Here is an 18,134-nt window from a genome sequence, read left to right on the forward strand (position 1 = left end):
AGTATCCCTTTCTACTCGTCGGCGTCGATAAAGAGCATCGAGATATAAAGAACGGTCGATACGACGATGATGCCCACGCCGACCAGTACCTTGGTCCGGTTGAATTCGAGTCCACCGTTGATCGCAACAGCAATTCCTGCGACTGCGGCCAGCGTGCCGAACGCGGCAAGTCCTACGTGTATCTTGCTGCGAATCAGCTTTCTACGCATCGACGCGTCAGTCGGTTCCGGTCGTTCCTGTTCCATTTCATGCTCCTTCACGCGAACCAATATGACATCGCCGATGCGTCGCCAAGCTTTCGATGAACTACCTGGTCACGCCATGCGGTTCACTGCGCCTGCGTATCGTTGCGCGCAACCGATGCGGCGATCGCGGTCACAAAAACCGCCCGCACCGAGTCGCCGACCTTGATCTTATCCAGTGCAACTTGCGGTGCCACGTCGAGCGTTTCCGTGCGCGTCGGTCCACGCAACGTAATCGTGCGATGCTTGCGATCGATTCTCTGCACCGTCGCCACCACTTCGACCCGACGAGCCGACGCCACCACGCCGCCGGAAGCAGGCTGTGCGAGTTCCGTGTCGACACGTTGACGGATTCCCTTCGACGCCAGCCGGTCCACGCCGATCAGAACTGCCTTCTGGTAAGCAATATTCAGAATTTCTCCGACGTGCAGTTTCTTCACGTCCGCGACGTCGGGATTCACGTCGAGAACCGCGATATTGCCTTCAGGGCCCTGAAGCGCGACGCTATTCGAATCGGCATCGATTTCGACGACGCGCGCCTGAAGATGGATCAGCGCCGCCGCGCCCACGGCCTGCGGAGCCGGTTCAGAAGCCGGGGCCTGAGCAAACACGGGCGGAGCAGCGATGAGAAGAACCGTCAGCGCGGCAATCGCGGTCTTCACCTGATATGAAAGCGGACTCGATGTAGAACAAGCCATGGAAACCCTCCGGTTGACTGCGTCGTTGACATAAGCAGATTTCACAAGCCATTGACTGCATAGCACTCGTTTTCGACAGGCTTTGCACCGTCGCGAAGATGCTTCGCCGCATGTTCGTACACGCGGTTGCGTTCCGCGGCGACGATCAGGCGCTGCTGCTTCATCGTCGCATTGTGATATCGCGGATCACCGACGATCCCTGTGTACTCGACTCGCCTGGTCGCCCGGTAGCGCCGGAAAAAATCGGGACCAGGCAGTCCGTTATCTCGCGCGAGAAGTACGCCATAGTCCGCATGCTGTTCATCGCAGATACTGCGTAACGCGTCGTCGAGTACCGCGTTTCTGACAACCAGCAGCGTGTTGCTCGGAAACAGCGCGTGAAAGCGCGCATACGGCAGAACGCCACGGTTCCTGGCGGTGCGCACAAGCGTGTCGATCAATCGGGCAGTAAGAGTTGCATCCATCCGGTTCCTCCGCTGAATTACGAGTCTGCACGCGCGTGGCCTATTGGCATGATTCTCTGACTCCATGCCGGATGCTCCACAGAGTGCGCAACGCGACTATCGGGCTATGAGTGACTGAAACTGAAATGCCTCGTCAAGATGATTCAAAAATTCGCCGCTACTGGAACGTCGCGCTAATGGAAAGCTGCACGGCATTGCCCTTCGGACGCTTGCTCGCCTCGAGTTCGTTGACCCAGCGCAGCGTCGCCGACACCGGTGTTTTGCTGATTTTTCCGGACCACGTGACCATTGGCCCGAGGCCCACCGAGTGTCCGCTGGTGCTGCCGATCAAATCGGCAACGCCGCCTGTGTCGTTACCCAGCTGTTCGATCCAGCCGCCCACCACGCCGACGCCCCAGCCGTTCCTGAAGCGTTTGAGCGCCAGAAGATCGAGCACGCTGACGGGCGCGTTCTTATAGTTGGTCTTGTTGTTGGCCGTGTAGAACTCGACGCCGTAATTCGCGGAAAGCTCGATGTCCTGCGAGGCAATCAGGTGCGTGTAGGCAATGGTCGGCGTGAACGTCCACGTGTTCTGTCCGGCGTTCGCAATCCGGCTCGTACTGTATGCGCCGGTCGGCGCGTACATCTGCACGCTCAATGCCACGTGATCGGTTTGACTGAAGTGATATCCGGCGATCACCGGCGTAAAGAAGATATCGGCGAATTGGGTCGCGTGATCGTTCGGCAATATTCCGTGAAAACTCGATGCGTTCGTGTACTGCACCGGCACGCCGAAGCTCGAAGCGAAATTCCATCCACCTGCGGTAATGCCCCATGTTTTAACCGCGTTGGCCATCACATACACGACCTGATAGTTCAACCCTGCTGTGATCGTGCCGGCGACCGGAATGGTCTTCGATGCGCCTAACGAACCCTCGTAATAGATGGACGTGAACGACACGATCCAGTCGGACGTGGGCGGAACGATACCCGCGTACGGCATGACCTGTTGCCCGGTAATAGGCCGCCCCACACCGCCTTCCGTCGCGAATGCATGCTGTGCGCAGCTCAGGCCGAACATACCGGCTGCAATGGCCAGACGCTTGAGCGGCCTGCTGGCAGAGCGATTCCATATATCCAAGGCAGTCTCCTGCGAGATGGGTCGATGCGTCTTCTGTGCCTCTACCGCGCCTGAACAGCGTGCAGGCTATGTCGGATCAGGTTGTCGATACACGATGCAACGCAACGACTTCAGCGCTTCTGCGGAACAGGGAATTTCCACGAACCATCGAACGCGGCCGGACCGGGCCCATAGATTCGTGCGATCACGTTATAGGCGCCCTCAGGGGCCGGAAGCCAGTTCGACTCCAGCTCAGGTCCCGGCGACGAGTGCTGCACGTAGATATCGAGTGATCCGTCGGCTCCATATTTGAGACCTTTGGTGCGGTCGCCAATCGAGTAGCGACTGATTCGATTGGCGACCAGATGGCGCCCCGGAAGGTCGTACATCGTCATCGACCAGAAGAATTTCGCGGGCGGCAACTCCGTCTTGTCGAAGTGGATCACGTAAGGTTGCGAACCCAGCAACTGCTCGTGATCGGCATTCAGACGCGTGCCCACATACACCGCTTCCTCCTTCGTGTTTCCATAAATGCCCATTGCGGCCGCTACAGCACGTTTCAGATAGTCGTCTTTCAGATCTTCTCGCGAGCCGAAAAGATCGAATGAACTGGTCGTGCTTTTTTCCGCTTCGGCCAGCGCATCTTTCGCGTCGGCGAGACCCGCCTCCATCGCCTGCCGCATGTCGGGCGACAACGACGCGGCGTCGAATTGCCTGCGTGGCCCAATGCCGATCGCGCCAAAGCGCCGCATAAGCTCTGCTTCCGAAGGCGCGGGAGGTTGCGTGAATTGCAGCAGGAAATTCAGGTACGAAATGAAATCGATCGACGTCGCCTTCTTTTCATCCCACTTTGGAAATGTCAGTTTCGGCGCGGCCGCCGGCGCGGGCCGGTGTTCGAACGACGAAAGCGGCGTAAGCGCGTAGCCCTTCTGAATGGCCTCGAGACGCGCGACGTCATCGGGGCCGCTAAGCGCCGTGCGTCCCAGCGTAAGAATGAAATCCGTCTCCGAACGAAACACCTTGTCGATGCCCGCCGGCTTGTCGCCGTGCCACGAGGGGCCGGCGAAAAGATAGTGGCCGGCGCCGTCGCCGGTGGTGCGTGACCCGACGTACGCGAAGTTATAGGTGAAAAGGTCGATCCACTGAAACACGTAATAGCGATCGTCAGGAATGGCAGGAACGGTCAGCACCCAAGGCTCCCGCCGCAGATCGAGCCATGCCCACGAGTAAGGGGTGTCGTTATTCGGCGTGACGATCTCGCGGTTTTCGGGGCCGTATGGCGTCGAATAATTGCGGAACCTGCCGAATCCGCCAATATAAGATTTCGACGCCGGATCGATGGCCTGGTCGTACATCGTCTTGTAGTTAAACAGCATCGGATAGGCGTAGATAAATGCATCCTTCACGATGCCGCGTGCTTCGTCGGGTGAGACGGTAGTGTTTGCCAGCGCCGTCGCGTCCGATGCTTCCGGTGATCCCGCGGCGTTTGCGCGCGCGAACAGGAACAGGCAAAGCAGTACGGTAGCCCCGGTTGCACTGGTCTTTGCGATGGTCCTGAATTTCACCGTTGCCTCTCCCGGTTCATCACCGCCATTTACCTGGCGTCGTATTCAGCCCGGCGAAAATCCGCGCTGCTAACTGCCGCGAAATGCTCCCGAATCTTCAACGTTGGGGGCGGATTAAGCGGATAGCGATTTTGTCCGCGCCGCAGGCTTCGCTTTTCGCGAATAGACTTTCGACAAAATCCGCCAAAACGGACGCCATTAAAAATCAGCCCGCCGACATAATAGCTTCAGCCATGCGAGGCCATCCTTTTAAAGCCAAAGGAAGTCACTGCATAATGCGCATGTCAAAATTAACGAACAGCGTCGCCCACGTCGCAGAATGCGATTCAGGGACAATTCCTATCAATAAGGAAACGCAAAGATTGGGCGTTTTTTCGCGCCGCGCTCATGCGAGCGTTAGCGAAAAAATGAGTGGCTAGCCATAACGCGTTCCTCGCAGAGACGTTGGCTGCCGCACTGGCACGCTGTGCGGGCTTGAAGCTGGCAAAGTTATGATTATTTCAAACTGTTACGGGATGCTAGCAAACGTATATGAGAATAGCAAGGACGATTACCCTGAACCTGTATTGCGAGAACTATTAAGCCAGCATTTATTTCGACGCATTCTACCAGTGCAGATATTTGCGCAAGGCATCATAGTTCTATTAAATTAAATTTGCACGACGATTGTTTTTGCCATAAAACTCCACACAAGATGCAAAAACGATTATTAGTAGTTTCATATACGGATTTCCGCAGAAACATTTTCATCGCCGCCGGCGTTATCGGCCAGCGAGACGTTAATCCGCTCCTATAAAGGACATTGACAGTCCACTGGAATCAGACACGAGGGGAATGCGCGCGCATTCCATTTTTTTTGTGCCCGGACTTCCCAGCAAGGTGGAATATGCCCTCCCGAACCGAAGAGCTGCCAAGCGTCATGCGACGGATGGCCGCCGGCCGGATGCTGGTGGACGGCGCGTCGGTCAACGAAGTCGCCGAAGCGCTGCATTTGTCGACCGATACTGTCCGCAAATACCGCAGCATCATCGCGGATGGCGGGCTTGAAGCGCTGCAGAAAATGAGTGTAGGCGGTCGCTCGCCATTGCTCGACGGCGCCGCGATGCAGTGGATTGCCGCGGCGCTGAACGGGTCCGCGTGCGAGCATGGTTTCCCGACCGATGCATGGACCAATGCGCGGCTGCGCGAGTTGATCAAAACCCGTTTTGGCGTGAGCTATTCGCGCGTTTATACGTGGCAGTTGGCGACCAATCTCGGCCTCGGGCACCGTTTATCCAAATCGAGTCGATAAGCCATCGCGTGAATTCGAGGCGGACGTCACGCGTTATCCGCGCGACTCTGCCGGGCGGTCCACACATGCATCCACGTCGACACTTTCGCCGCGAGCATTGCCGGCCTTGCTTGCCAGTCGCAAATACGCGGCGGCCAGGCGTCGAAGATCTTCTTCGGATGCATCCTCTATTCCGATCAACTGGTTATTCGCCGCGCGATGCGACGCAAGCAGTTCGTTCAGCTTCAGATGAACGGCCACGCTATCCTTGTTCTGACTTTGCTGAATCAGAAAGACCATCAGGAAGGTAACGATGGTCGTGCCCGTATTGATGACCAGTTGCCAGCCGTCGGAAAAATGAAATAGCGGACCCGTTACCGCCCAGACGAACACGGTGATCGCCGCCACGCCAAAGGCGACCGGCGAACCCGCAAGGCGCGTCACCGAACTCGCGAATGCGTCGAATGCGCGCGTGACAGGATGCGTTGCCGCGTAAGCGGGACTCGATGTATCTGGAACCGTGCTGAGGCTGTCTGCGTATGAGTTGGTCGATTCTTGCCGCATGGCGGTCTCCGTGGCTGGCTATCACATAAGCCGTCAGCACATTGCATGCCGACACCACGCGGGCGGCTGACGCAAAAGCCGTCAGACCGCCCTCAATCGAATGACTAGTCCACGCACGCAGGACAGGCCAACGCTTCCGCTTGTGCTTCCGTTTGTGCTACCACTTGCACCGCTGCGCTCTGCTCGCCGCGACCAAAGCTCGCCCATGCTGCCAGTCCCAACAGCGCGAGTCCGCTGCCGAACAGAAAGTCGGCGGGGACACCGGCATGGTCGACCACGACGCCGCCCACCAGCGAGCCCAGCGCAATCGCAATCTGGATGATGCTGACGAACAGGGCCGAACCCGCTTCGGGCGACTGCGGCGTCGCGCGCTGAATCCAGATGCTGAAGCACAGCGGCAATGCGCCGAACGAAACGCCCCACGCGAGCACGAATGCCGCAACGCCAATCGTCGAATGCTGCAAAAGCGGCAGCGACACCAACGCGAACATCAACAGCGAAACCATTGCGCCGACCGATGCTTTCAGATTGCGCGTGACGGTCGACGAAATCGCGAAGTTCGAGAAGAATCCGATAATGCCGAAGCCGAGAAGAAGCCACGTGATGGTCGACATCGTCAGATTGGCATTGCGCAGCAGGAACGGCGTGACGTAGGTGTACGACGAAAAATGTGCGCCGAACACGAGCGCGACCATCAACATACTGCGACGCGGATGCGGTTGACGCAGCAACGCCACCAGATCGCGCAAACGCAATGCGGCCGACGACGGCAGCGAAGGCACGAAGAAAAACTGCGCAACGAGCGCAATCGCGACGAGCACGCCGGTTGCCATGAACGACGCGCGCCACGATGCAAAGCTCGCGATGAAGGTGCCGAGCGGCACGCCGATCACGGTCGCACAGGTCACGCCGGTCAGGATCGTCGCCATGGCTTTGGCGGAATCCTTTGGCCGCACCAGACGTCCCGAGGCTGCGGTGGCGAGCGTCCAGAAGCCGCCCAACGCAGCGCCGAGCAGCGCGCGGCCGACCAGCATGATCGAGAAGTCAGGCGCAAACGCGGAAATAAGATTTGACGCGAGCAGCAACGCCGTGAGTAAAAGAAACACGCGCCGACGATCCATGCGCCCCGCCACGAGCATCAGACCCGGCGCAGATAGGGCAGCGATGATGCCGGGCACGGTCACCATCAGCCCGGCCGTGCCGGGCGAAACATCGAGATCCGCCGCGACGCGCGGCAGAAGTCCAACCGGTAAAAACTCCGTCGTCACAAAGGCAAATGCGCCGATCGCGACCGCGCCGACAGCGAGCCACGAACGCAGGGACGACGAGGTCCCATCGTCCAGCGAGGCATCGCTCGCCGGCAGATTATCTTCCATCAACATAGTATTGTTTTCTGATTACTTAACAACAGGTGGGATTGGAGCGGTCACACCGCACTAATCGATTTGAACGCCGCTTTTCGCATCGCAAACGCGGCTTTGCCTGCCGGATCATGCTGACGGCAGCGGCAAATCAGTGAGTGAAAACCCGAATAGGGCGTACCTTACCATTGCATTAATTATCGCGCTGACGGCTGCGTAAAATCGCAGTTTCGAGTGGGGGTATTCGGGCGCTGCGCGGGGACTTCGCCATCACTGCGTTGACGCGCCGCGACCGCAATGTGAATAGCGCGATCCTTGTTCTGAAACGGACCTTCTCCGGTCACGGTCCCGTGCGAAAAAGATAATGACGAACCCCGGGCACAGCGTTTGCTGATGCTCGCGTCAGCGTTTCGCACATTCGCGATCATTCATCAAAGGACTAACGGACATGCTCACCACACGCCCCTGCACCGCCACCTGCGTACTCGAAGGCATGCCTGTCACGCTGACGTTCTATCCGGACAACGGTGTGCTGCGCATCGCCGATCCAACGGGTACCTGCATCAGGGAAACGCGCTGGCATTCTTCGTGGCGCGCATTGCTCGATGAATTCAGCCAGTTTAATCAGCGGGCTGAAGCGGAAAATGCAGCAGAAGGATTCGGCGAAGTAACGGGTCGTCTCGACGAGCAGCGCAGCAATCAACCGATGCAGAACATGGCACTTGCCTAGTGCGTGTGGGGGACGCGGCACATTATATTTTTTGCCGGTATCGCGTTCCCACCCGCATCGGTCATTTCCGTTACTGACCGAAATACACCTTGCATTGAGGCGCGGAACCGCACGGCTGACCAGGCCGGGTTCCCGATTCCGATTGCCCCGCCGCCACGCCTCCATACGACACGTTGCGGACCTGCTGGCCCTGCCCGGTGTCTCCCAACGGGATATCGGTCGTCGCCTGCGCCGATTCGTTGGCATTCTGCTGCATCATCGCGCGTCCCGACGCAGCCGCTCCTGGCTGGCCGTCAGATTCGGACGCGCTAACTGGCCGGGGCGCGAGAAACAGAACGGCGCTCGCCATTACCATCAATAAACGTAGTTTCATGGCCAGACTCCTCGAATCCGGCGCAGCAGTTCTCGCCCCCTGAAAAATTGATCCGCGAAAAAATTAGCTCGCCCAATCGGGTTGCCCGACGAGTTGATGCCGATGCGCAACTGCTGCGATGAGTCATCGAACTAAACAAGTAAGTAATTGACCAACCTGTAACCGATGGAGATACGTCCTTGCGGGTAACCGGAATCAGTCCCTCAGGTTGGCAACGCGGATTTCTGTTCCGCAATTTGGTTATAGTTCGCCGGCCTGGGAATTCAATCTCCGGTGCCGGGGCGTGTCGCATGAACCCCACATCGTTCGATAAACCTCATTTGCAAAGAAAATCCGTTAATCCGGCGCGTGCATTATCCGCACAGTGCGTTATGATGTTGCTATAACGTAAAAGAGCGGCGCGCAAGACACCGGCGAGAGACGGAAGGTGGACGTGAAACCAGCCAGTCGCAATCAAAGCAATGTCATCACAGTATTTCCCCCTGCAGCCGTGAGGCTTATCCAGCCTTACCCGGCACGCGGCGAAGTGCTGCCAGAGTGTGGCGGGCGTGGCATTACTCACTGATTGTTCCCGATTGGCGCATTTGGCACAGACTGTATTGCGATTTATGGAGCAACGTTTTCTAACGCGGCTCATGAAATTACCTTCAATCGATAACACCACCGCGAGCCGGCCCCAGTCAAATGGGCTCGATGCATCGCGACTTTCCCTTGCAATCTGTAATTGACAGAACGCTGGACGCTTTAGAAGGACGAATATCTTATGGACGAAAGGAAGCGAGATAGCATCATTGCGTATCTCCGCCATCGCATGGAAGAGTTTGGTATCGAACCAGAAGACCTTGCTGCCGTGCTGGCGTCCGAGCCATCTGCGCAAAAGGCGGAACGTTACCGCAGCGCGACCGGCGACAGTTGGGACGGCCAGGGCGAAATGCCGCAATGGCTTAAACAGGCAATCAGTGCGGGTCAATCAATTGACCACTTTGAAATGTCTGCTAAACCGGCCCCTGCCCCGCAGTCCAAAAAACAGGTCGACTGGAAAAACGATCCGTTTGCCGGCAGTCCGTTAGCGCGCCCGACCGGTCGCTAAAGTGCGGTATGGCGGAGTCCGTAATGAATTGCGACTGAGTTGACTGATTCGCTCAGCGTAAAAAGGTTTATCCCTGCATTCTCCGGTGCGATCCCTCTGGTCTGGCGTGTCCGTCAACACGCTTGCCGGACAGTGACTCGTGCGCGCCGCCAGTTTGCATCCATATCTTCTTGCTCGCCGTATATCCGGTAAGAGCAGCGCAATGACTCGCTGCTTCCCGAGAACCGGTCATGATTTCATGAGCGGCTTACGTCCAGCTCGCGGCAGCCATTACGCCCGATGAGCTCGCAAGGAGAATCGTGATGCGTCTATCAACGCTAAAAATCATCGCGGGTTGTGCGGCCGGTCTTTCCGCATTGTTATTCGCAAGCGGTCCGGCATTCGCGCAAGGCGGCGGCAACGGCCAGGGCGGTAGCGGCGGCGGCAACGCACACAGCGCAGCGACAGCGGGAATGACCCATTGGGGCGACCCCGCTCCGAGTCCGATGGACGCAATGCCGGGAAGCGGAATGAAGAAAATGGATTCGCCCGACAACAGCATGCCGTCGATGTCGCCGGGCGATCCGATGAATGGCGCTAAACCCGCACAATAAAAATAGTCCGATTTTCGTGGGCTAAACGCACGGATTTGAATCGGGTTCAGGCGCGGCCGGGTCGATCAAACACCGGTGACGCCGACCCGTCGCGCTTCATGACCGGCGTTGTCCTGATACTCGCCCACGCGGGCGGTGTCGCGCATGAGCAGCGCGTATTGCGGCAATTCGATAAAGCCGCTCACCTGCCGCACGATCTGCCAGAACACCTTGGCAAACAATCGCACGCGTTCCGCTTCGTCCAGATCGCCGGCGAGCGGATCGGCAAAGGTCCAGTTGCACAGCTCCGGTTCCCCGGGAAATGACGGCGCGTGATTAGCGTCGACGGATTCGTGCATGGAAATGACGAGATCCATGCGCGGCGCCCACTCGCCGGTGAATTCCAGCCAGCTCTTCGGACTGAGCACGCCCTGATCCGACACACCCGGCCGCAATTGCGCGATTGCATGCGGATGAACTCGCGCGGCCGGCTCCGGCCCCGCGCTGAATGCTTCGAACCGGTGTCCTGCCAGTTCTCGCAGCAAAGCCTCCGCCATGATGCTGCGCGCTGCGTTGTCCCTGCAAAGAAACAGCACTTTATATTTTCTGGTCACGCTCACCCCGTAGCCGTATTTTTTTGCTTCTGGGCGCTATTCTGCCGGCCCAGTCTTGCGACCCCGTGACACTACGATGTCTAAATTCCTCGCGCCACGGGAATTTCCACCAGGGCACTCACGCTTCCACTTACAGGCAGGACTTGCCACACGCGGCGGATCACGAAGAGGCCGAAGTGTACCAGCGCGACGCTGAGCCTTACATTTCGCTGTCTTTCACGTGGACGAGCGGGCACGCGGGTGAGCGAGCGCGCGCCGGCAGGTTGAGTCAGGTCGCACTTTCGCTATCGTGGCGCTCCGACAGGATCCGGTTGGCGGCATCGCTGCCATAGGCTGGCGTCGCCGGAGCGGGGTCGGACGATACGGCTGCGGGCGCGGGCGAGCTGATCGCCTTGACGCCGTTCACAATGCCCGGCGCGGCGACGTACGGAATAAACGCAGCAACCGCAACTACAACGATGAAGGTAAACATGGCCGTTGTACCTCTCGGGGAATCGATGCGTGGAGACGAGGCGAGCCAAAGCGTTCGCGGAGAAAGATGAGAAGAGAGCTCGCGGGAAATCGCCAGTCAATCGCGGGTAAATTAGCTGGGGAACAAACAGGAGAGAACGGTCGATAGCCGGTATTCAGAGTCGCCAGTTGCGCAAATCCGGGCCTCATGCAGAAGCGCCCGGCATCTGCCAACGCAGCGGCAAATGAAGCTATCTGGCAATCAACTGACCACGTTCGACCGACATCCATCGCGAACGCAATACTGATTCTAGAAGCGCAAAATCGAACGCTAAAGACTACGGTCTATATCAATTCGGTCTAGGTCTATGGTCTACCGGCCAGGCGCTTATTCGTCACACGGCTGCGGATTGCACGACTTTGCGCGGCGATTGGTCGGACTGATCGTCCTTCGAGCCCGTACGACTCAGAAACGCAAAAGACGCGAGCGCCGACATAAGCGTGATCGCGATCAGCACATGTAGCAGGCGCGTGAACGCATGCGTATAGCTCAGCACCAGTTCGTGCCGCCCGATTTGCGGCAGGCTCGCGGCAGCTTGCGCGAGGTCGCCGGTGGTCAGACGCTGCGATGCTTCGGCAATCCGCGCGATCGTCGCGGGTCCGGCGTGCGGCACGATGCGCGCGAGACTCGCGTTGACGAGGCCGGCAAGAATCGCCATCGCGATGGCTAGCGCAATGCCCTCTCCCGCCACCCGCGTCGTGCTGAAGATGCCAGATGCCATGCCCGCCCGCTCCTTCGGCACGACGCTCACGGAGAGTCCGTCCATCAGACCCCAGGGCACGCCCGCGCCGATGCCGACGACCAGCATCGGCGCAATCACCGACGCTCGCGATGCGCTCATGTCGACGAGGCTTAGCCAGTAAAGCCCGGCTGCGGCGACCAGAAAGCCGATGCCCGACAGGACGCCGGCCGATATCCAGCGGGTCAGCGACGCGGCCAGCATCGGCACGACGAGCATAGGCGCGGAGAGCGCGATCATCAGCAAACCGGCGTCCATTTCGCTCAACCCTTCTGCACCGATAAAACGCAGCGGCAGCATCACGATGAGCACGATATAGCAGTAGCAGGTGCCGACCGGCAGCATCTGCACGCCGACGAAGCGCGGATAGCGGAACAGGCTCAGCGTCAGCATCGGCCGCGCGACGCGCGCCTCCACCACCACGAACGCCACCAGCAATCCCGCCGACGCAGCCAGCAGACCGACCACAGTTGCACTCGACCAGCCGTCCTGCGGCGCCTGGATCACGGCAAACGTGAACAGCGCGAGCGTGCCGGTGAAGGTGATCGTCCCCGGCCAGTCGAGCCCGCTGGCGGCCGGATCGCGGGTTTCGCGCATACGCGGTACGCCGAAGACGAATGCGATCGCGCCGATCGCCGCGATTGTCCAGAAGATCGCCCGCCAGCTCGAATTTGCGATCAACGCGCCCGCCATCAACGGACCGAACGCGAGGCCAATGCCGAAGCTAGTCCCCAGCAGACTGAACGCCCTGGTGCGCGCGTGGCCGTCGAATTCCTGCGCGAGCGCGGCGGTGCCGCTCGCCAGCGACGCAGCCGCCGCAACGCCCTGCAACGCACGCAGCGCGTCGAGCCAGGCCACCGACGGCGCGAAACCCAACGCGAGCGACGTCGCGATAAAGCCCGCCAGTCCGCACACGAAAATCCGCTTGCGACCGAACTGATCGGCGAGCGCGCCTGCGGCCATCAACAGACTGCCGAAGCTCAGCATGAATGCATTGGTGATCCACGTCAGCGCCGCCGCACTGCCGCCAAGGTCACGGCCGATTGCAGGCGTAGCGACTGCGCCGCCGGAAAATGCCAGTGGCAAGACGAGCGCCGACAGGCACACGGCGGCGAGGATAAGCGGCTTGTCGTGCTGCGCGTCGTGCGGCGTGGTGGTTTTCATTTTTCGAGCCCTCAGGTGGAGTTCCAGCGTTCGACGCGCAGTGGACAGGCATCACGCCAGCCGCGCGTCGCGACACACTCAGGCCGCTATTCTGTTGATGGATTCCTCGTGGATAAAGAGCGCGCATGTCGCGACTGAACGGCCTGAAACGCGGCAATCACGTCATGACGGCGCGCCAGGCGCCGATTGTCGCCACTCGGGCGACACACCGTTTCTGTCCGGCGGATTTATTCCCGCGATGCACTCGCTCATACTGCAAGCTGATTTTTGGCCCGCGCGAAGCCGTTCAACGACGGACGACGCGCGCCGCGCACCATGACGGGGCTTACCGGATGCTGAACAGAAACGCCATTTGCTCTGGCGCATACCTCGAAAGTTTTGATTCGCTGCCGGGCGAGATGCTGTGGACCCAGGCGCGGATCGACGCATCGCTCGCGCAGACGTTGCGGCAGCGTCCGTGCGACGGCGACATCTGGGTCTTCGCTTACGGCTCGTTGCTGTGGAATCCGGTCTCGGAGTTCGACAGCCGCCGCATTGCGACGCTGCATGGCTGGCATCGCAGCTTCTGTATCCGGCTGATCGCCGGGCGCGGTACGCCGGAGCAGCCGGGCCGCATGCTCGCGCTTGAATCGGGAGGCAGCACGGAAGGCGTCGCATTGCGCCTGGGCGGCGCCACGGTCGAGGAAGAGCTACGGATTCTCTGGATTCGCGAGATGGTGACGGGCGCTTATCGTCCGACCTGGGCGCCGGTCACGCTCGACGACGGCACGCAAGTGTCCGCAATCGCCTTCGTTGCCGAACCCGAGGATTCGCAATACGAAGGCGATTCACGGGCCTCGTCGATTGCTCCGTCGATGGCCGTCGCCACCGGCCTGTTCGGCACCAACGCCGACTATGTTTTCAAGCTGCAAAACGCGCTGGCGGAGTGTGGCCTGAGCGATCCCTACATCGACGAGATCGCGTCCGAACTGACGCGGATCGGCAGCCACCCCGCGTGACGCGTTAAAACCGCAAGCCGTTCAGAAACTGGAACCACAGGCCGCCGAGTGCGCCCGCAGGTTGGGCGTCGGCGGCGGGTTCGTCGCGCTTGCCTCTCGCGCGGTGCTCTGCAGCGTCTTCTTTCTTCGCCGACACGTCGGCTTGAGCCGAAAGATCAGGCGTGTCGGGTACGTCAGGCGTATTCGTCGTTTTTGCCGCTTCGCGGCGCGACGCCTGCAATGCCGCCACGCTGTCCGCGATCTGCGCGGCTCGCTTCGCCTCGCATTGCCGCCCCAGCAACACGCCGAACAGCACGTCGCGATTGTGGCCTTCGTCGGCGAAACGGATTGCGACCGAGACCATCTCCGCATACGCCGCCTCGTCGGCTGCGCGCGCCGCCGCCTCGCGTTTCGCCCGCGCCTGCTGCGCGCGCGTGCGTTGCGCCTCCCAGCCGCGCATCTGCTCGGCGTAGACCGCGTCGTACACCTTGCGCTGCTCGGGATCGGACAGGATCGCGTACGCGTCCTTGATCTCCTGGAAAGTGGCGCGCGCCACTTCCTCGTGCGCACCGTGATTGCGGTCGGGATGCCACTTCATCGCGGCCTTGCGGTACGCGCGCTTGATTTCTTCTTCGGTGGCGTGCGTTTGCACGCCGAGCGTGTCATATAGGGTTGCCATTTACTTGCTGACCTCGCCGGGAATCGTCGCGGACCATCGTAGCATGCACAAAACGGCTTTAGCGTGTCGGCCGGCGGGTCGGCTCGAGTGTCGCCCGATCACGCGCGTCGGGCGCAAAAAAAAGCCCCACCGCTTGCGCGGCGAGGCTTAACCCATGTCAAGGAGATGTCATGGAGGAGACGATTCGATGATAGCCACCTGTCATCGCGAGTCCAACCAATGGTTCGCCATATGCTTATCTGACACGGGGTCAGGTACATCGCATGCTGCGCGTCGAACAGCGCCTGGTTATATCGTTAGAACAAAAAGTCGCTTAGGTTCGTGCGCACGGGTCATTAAGATGACACTTCAAAGTCCGGTTCGCCCCGGCCCGTCGCTCACCTACCCGCATCAGCAGGCCGTGAGCCGCTACCGAAGGAGCATTTCGTTGACCCGATTCGATCATCACCGCCGGCCTCTCGTCATCGGCATTGGCGGCACGACACGCGCCGCTTCGTCGACCGAGCGCGCGCTCGGCTTCGCATTGCGCGGCGCGGAAGCCGCCGGCGCGAACACCCGCCTGTTCGGCGGCACGTTTTTGCATAGCCTGCCGCACTACGCGCCCGAACAGCCCAACCGTACCGACGAGCAGCTCGAACTGATCGAAGCCGTGCGCCATGCAGACGCGCTGATCATCGCCACGCCCGGCTATCACGGCGGCGTGTCGGGCCTCGTCAAGAACGCACTCGACACGCTGGAAGAACTACGCGCCGACGAACGTCCGTATCTCGACGGCCGCGCGGTCGGCTGCATCGTCACCGCCTATGGCTGGCAAGCCGCCGGGTCGGTGCTGACGTCGCTGCGCTCGATCGTCCACGCGTTGCGCGGCTGGCCCACGCCGTTCGGCGCGGGCATCAACACGCTGGAAACGCGTTTCGATTCCATCGATACCTGCTCCGACGCGAAGGTCGTCGACCAGCTCGCGACCGTCGGTCAGCAGGCTGCGCAATTCGCGCTGGCGTTCAACGCACATCGCGCCGCAGAAAGCGACTCGCTGAACGCGTCGACGCTCGCTTCCACACAGCCTGCCCGTCTGCTGCACGCGGTGTAATCCGCGTATCACGCGCTTCTTTTTCAGCGTTTTCCCCCGCTCCTGACACACTCGCGTGGCGCCGCTTCGGCGGCCCACGCGAGTGGCGTTTGCACGAACCGTGCGGCACATAACAGACTCGCCGCGCGAGGCTGGATAGTGTGATCGAACACAGCGCATATGATCCGATCCGGGCATCTGAATATCACTCCCGAAACCCGCTGATTTGCTTACGACGAAAGATTGGTTCACCCGCTGCGCAGCGCGCCCTACGCTTGACCCTGTCCACCGATTCGCCGCTTTCCAGACGCACGGCGCTACAGGGTTAGTCGCACGCACTGGATTTTCTGCAACGCACACGGGCACCTCTGTCGAGACCATGAATTCACATATTCGCTACAAGGGCTACGAAGTCGCGCCGGTTGCGCAACTGTTGCCCAACGGGCTGTTTGCCGCCAACCTCACGATCGAAAAAACCAGCGCGGACCACGGTAAGGCGTACTCGTTCGACGCGCTCGATTACTTCTTCGACGAAGAACATGCACTCGCCTACGCATTCCGATGGGGACGTATGTGGATCGATAATCATCAGTGAGTTTTTGATGGGCCTCTGGTGGCCTTTCAATAACCTGCGGTCGTTGAGAATGCGGTTGCGTCGAGCGCGGCGAGAGGGGTTTGACACCCTGCGTGTCGCGTTCGCCCGACTGCCGGTGCAGGTCTGCGCGGCCCAACCATGCGTCTGAAGCGGATGTGCCAGAATAGTCGGCACATCGAGTCCGCTCCCCCGACGCCACCATGCCCGACACCGATCTCCGTTACGCCCTCCCTGCAAGCGCACATTGCGCGAATACGCAACGACAGGGAGGCGCCCAGTCATGACATGGACCGTCGATGAACAACTCGCGCTGACCGCCACGCAAGCGGTCGATGCGATCCAGTCAGGACGTCTCAGCGCAACCGACTACGTCGCCACATTGCTCGCGCGAGCCGCATCGCTCGCCAATCTGAACTCGCTCACCACAATCGATCTCGACGGTGCGCTCGCGGCCGCGAAGCGCATCGACGCGTTGTCGCCCGCGCAGAAAGCGCAATTGCCGCTGGCCGGATTGCCGGTCGTCATCAAGGACAACATCAACACGGCAGGCTTGCAGACGTCAGCAGGTACACCCGCACTCGAAGGCTTCGTGCCGGCGACGAACGCACCCTCCGTGCAGCGTTTGATCGACGCCGGGGCGATCGTGCTCGGCAAAGCCAACATGCACGAACTCGCGTTTGGCATTACCAGCACGAATCTCGCCGCGCATGCAGGCCCGGTGCGCAATCCGTACGACCCGTCGCTGATTCCCGGCGGCTCGTCGGGCGGCACGGCCGTGGCGATCGCCGCGCGCATCGTACCCGCCGGTCTCGGCACGGACACGGGCGGCTCGACCCGCATTCCGGCCGCGCTGACGGGCATCGCGGGGTTTCGTCCCTCGGTCGGCAATGGCGGCAAGGAACGGCGCTATCACGATCCTGACGCGGTCGTGCCGATCAGCCACACGCGCGACACTGTGGGCCCGATGGCACGCACCGTCGCCGATATTGCGCTGCTCGACGGTGTGATAACAGGTGCCGGCGGATTGCCCGCAATCGCATTGAGCGGCCTACGTATCGGCCTGCCCGAGCCGCTTTGGGAAGGGCTCGAACGACAGGTGGAAGATGTCGCGCGTGCCGCGTTGAATCAGCTTGAAGCAGCGGGCGTCGTGTTCGTACCGGTAGCAATGAGCGATCTGGATTATCTGAACGCGATGGTCGGCAGTCCGATTGCGGTCCATGAAGCGCTCGGCGACGTGGGTGCCTGGCTCGTCGCCAATCACGCACCGGTCACGACGGTGGCGGAACTGGCCGCGCGCATTGCGAGCCCGGATGTGCGCGAGATTTACGACGACGTCCTCGCAGGAGTGCTCAGCGGCGAGTATCAAGCCGCGCTGAACCACTGGCGGCCGCGCTTGCAGCAATACATTGCCGCGACGTTCACCGATCAGCGTCTCGACGCACTGCTGTTTCCGACCACGCGCCTCGCCGCGACACCGATCGACGACATCCACGGCTCGTCGACGGTTTCGATCGACGGCTCTGCGCCGATCCCCACGATGAACGCTTACCTGCGCAACACCGATCCGGCCAGCACGTCCGGCATTCCGGGCCTGTCGCTGGCGGCGGGCATGACGGCGAGCGGCTTGCCGGTCGGTCTCGAACTGGACGGTCCGCTCGGTGAAGACCGGCGGCTGCTGGCTATTGGCGTCGCGTTCGAACAGTTGCTCGGCCTATTGCCCGCGCCCGTGCTTTGACGTTTATCCCCCTCTTTCGAAAC

General features: G+C 60.4%; 20 protein-coding genes. 8 read left to right on the forward strand and 12 right to left on the reverse strand.

Going from position 1 to position 18,134, the window contains the following annotated elements; genetic code table 11:
* Positions 1 to 11: 11 nt before the first annotated feature.
* From BLS41_RS23990 to BLS41_RS24010, 5 genes are all read right to left on the reverse strand, one after another.
* Positions 12 to 245, reverse strand: a complete 234-nt coding sequence (locus BLS41_RS23990; RefSeq protein ID WP_074769338.1) for a DUF2964 family protein — start codon at positions 243 to 245, stop codon at positions 12 to 14.
* 83 nt (positions 246 to 328) lie between these two features.
* Positions 329 to 940, reverse strand: coding sequence for a copper-binding protein (locus tag BLS41_RS23995; protein WP_074769340.1), 612 nt, complete (start codon positions 938 to 940; stop codon positions 329 to 331).
* Between the two features lie 41 nt (positions 941 to 981).
* The gene (locus tag BLS41_RS24000; protein ID WP_074769342.1) at positions 982 to 1,404 is read right to left on the reverse strand and encodes a hypothetical protein; all 423 of its coding nucleotides are present in this window, start codon (positions 1,402 to 1,404) and stop codon (positions 982 to 984) included.
* A 157-nt stretch (positions 1,405 to 1,561) separates the two neighbouring features.
* Positions 1,562 to 2,524 (reverse strand): SphA family protein, encoded by a 963-nt coding sequence (locus BLS41_RS24005; RefSeq protein WP_253189752.1) that lies wholly within the window; start codon positions 2,522 to 2,524, stop codon positions 1,562 to 1,564.
* A 110-nt stretch (positions 2,525 to 2,634) separates the two neighbouring features.
* Entirely contained in the window at positions 2,635 to 4,068 is a 1,434-nt protein-coding gene (locus BLS41_RS24010) for a DUF1254 domain-containing protein (RefSeq protein WP_253189753.1), read from the reverse strand.
* Between the two features lie 886 nt (positions 4,069 to 4,954).
* Between BLS41_RS24010 and BLS41_RS24015 the strand changes: the two genes are divergently transcribed.
* Positions 4,955 to 5,359, forward strand: a complete 405-nt coding sequence (locus tag BLS41_RS24015) for a helix-turn-helix domain-containing protein (protein ID WP_074769344.1) — start codon at positions 4,955 to 4,957, stop codon at positions 5,357 to 5,359.
* A gap of 33 nt (positions 5,360 to 5,392) precedes the next feature.
* Here the strand turns inward: BLS41_RS24015 and BLS41_RS24020 are convergent, their stop codons facing one another.
* Together BLS41_RS24020 and BLS41_RS24025 are read right to left on the reverse strand one after the other, a co-directional pair.
* Entirely contained in the window at positions 5,393 to 5,902 is a 510-nt protein-coding gene (locus BLS41_RS24020; RefSeq protein WP_074769346.1) for a low affinity iron permease family protein, read from the reverse strand.
* 104 nt (positions 5,903 to 6,006) lie between these two features.
* Positions 6,007 to 7,284 carry an MFS transporter gene (locus tag BLS41_RS24025; RefSeq protein ID WP_074769348.1) on the reverse strand — a complete coding sequence of 426 codons (1,278 nt, stop codon included), beginning with the start codon at positions 7,282 to 7,284 and terminating at the stop codon, positions 6,007 to 6,009.
* Positions 7,285 to 7,711: 427 nt separating this feature from the next.
* Here BLS41_RS24025 and BLS41_RS24030 point away from each other — a divergent pair, with 427 nt between their 5' ends.
* Positions 7,712 to 7,993, forward strand: coding sequence for a hypothetical protein (locus tag BLS41_RS24030; RefSeq protein ID WP_074769350.1), 282 nt, complete (start codon positions 7,712 to 7,714; stop codon positions 7,991 to 7,993).
* 70 nt (positions 7,994 to 8,063) lie between these two features.
* On the opposite strand, the gene BLS41_RS24035 is transcribed toward BLS41_RS24030, so the two are convergent.
* Complete coding sequence (locus tag BLS41_RS24035) at positions 8,064 to 8,366, reverse strand: hypothetical protein (RefSeq protein ID WP_074769352.1); 303 nt, start codon at positions 8,364 to 8,366, stop codon at positions 8,064 to 8,066.
* 763 nt (positions 8,367 to 9,129) lie between these two features.
* On the opposite strand from BLS41_RS24035, the gene BLS41_RS24040 reads away from it, so the two are divergent.
* Positions 9,130 to 9,456, forward strand: coding sequence for an H-NS histone family protein (locus tag BLS41_RS24040; RefSeq protein WP_074769354.1), 327 nt, complete (start codon positions 9,130 to 9,132; stop codon positions 9,454 to 9,456).
* Positions 9,457 to 9,758: 302 nt separating this feature from the next.
* Entirely contained in the window at positions 9,759 to 10,049 is a 291-nt protein-coding gene (locus tag BLS41_RS24045; RefSeq protein WP_074769356.1) for a hypothetical protein, read from the forward strand.
* Between the two features lie 65 nt (positions 10,050 to 10,114).
* On the opposite strand, the gene BLS41_RS24050 is transcribed toward BLS41_RS24045, so the two are convergent.
* From BLS41_RS24050 to BLS41_RS24060, 3 genes are all read right to left on the reverse strand, one after another.
* Positions 10,115 to 10,642, reverse strand: a complete 528-nt coding sequence (locus tag BLS41_RS24050) for an arsenate-mycothiol transferase ArsC (protein ID WP_083380132.1) — start codon at positions 10,640 to 10,642, stop codon at positions 10,115 to 10,117.
* A gap of 268 nt (positions 10,643 to 10,910) precedes the next feature.
* Positions 10,911 to 11,114 carry a hypothetical protein gene (locus BLS41_RS24055; RefSeq protein ID WP_074769358.1) on the reverse strand — a complete coding sequence of 68 codons (204 nt, stop codon included), beginning with the start codon at positions 11,112 to 11,114 and terminating at the stop codon, positions 10,911 to 10,913.
* Positions 11,115 to 11,487: 373 nt separating this feature from the next.
* Positions 11,488 to 13,056, reverse strand: a complete 1,569-nt coding sequence (locus tag BLS41_RS24060) for an MFS transporter (RefSeq protein WP_074769360.1) — start codon at positions 13,054 to 13,056, stop codon at positions 11,488 to 11,490.
* A gap of 332 nt (positions 13,057 to 13,388) precedes the next feature.
* On the opposite strand from BLS41_RS24060, the gene BLS41_RS24065 reads away from it, so the two are divergent.
* Positions 13,389 to 14,054, forward strand: coding sequence for a gamma-glutamylcyclotransferase (locus tag BLS41_RS24065; protein ID WP_074771155.1), 666 nt, complete (start codon positions 13,389 to 13,391; stop codon positions 14,052 to 14,054).
* A gap of 4 nt (positions 14,055 to 14,058) precedes the next feature.
* On the opposite strand, the gene BLS41_RS24070 is transcribed toward BLS41_RS24065, so the two are convergent.
* Positions 14,059 to 14,712 carry a J domain-containing protein gene (locus tag BLS41_RS24070; RefSeq protein WP_074769362.1) on the reverse strand — a complete coding sequence of 218 codons (654 nt, stop codon included), beginning with the start codon at positions 14,710 to 14,712 and terminating at the stop codon, positions 14,059 to 14,061.
* A gap of 427 nt (positions 14,713 to 15,139) precedes the next feature.
* On the opposite strand from BLS41_RS24070, the gene BLS41_RS24075 reads away from it, so the two are divergent.
* From BLS41_RS24075 to iaaH, 3 genes are all read left to right on the forward strand, one after another.
* Positions 15,140 to 15,802: an NADPH-dependent FMN reductase gene (locus BLS41_RS24075; protein WP_074769364.1), complete on the forward strand. Its 663-nt coding sequence runs from the start codon at positions 15,140 to 15,142 to the stop codon at positions 15,800 to 15,802.
* Between the two features lie 358 nt (positions 15,803 to 16,160).
* Positions 16,161 to 16,376 carry a transcriptional regulator gene (locus BLS41_RS24080; protein WP_074769366.1) on the forward strand — a complete coding sequence of 72 codons (216 nt, stop codon included), beginning with the start codon at positions 16,161 to 16,163 and terminating at the stop codon, positions 16,374 to 16,376.
* Between the two features lie 280 nt (positions 16,377 to 16,656).
* A complete protein-coding gene (gene iaaH / locus BLS41_RS24085; RefSeq protein ID WP_074769368.1) occupies positions 16,657 to 18,111 on the forward strand; it encodes an indoleacetamide hydrolase in 1,455 nt (484 codons plus the stop codon).
* Positions 18,112 to 18,134: the final 23 nt, after the last annotated feature.

Origin of the sequence: Paraburkholderia fungorum (assembly GCF_900099835.1) — a bacterium.
Lineage (GTDB): Bacteria > Pseudomonadota > Gammaproteobacteria > Burkholderiales > Burkholderiaceae > Paraburkholderia > Paraburkholderia fungorum_A.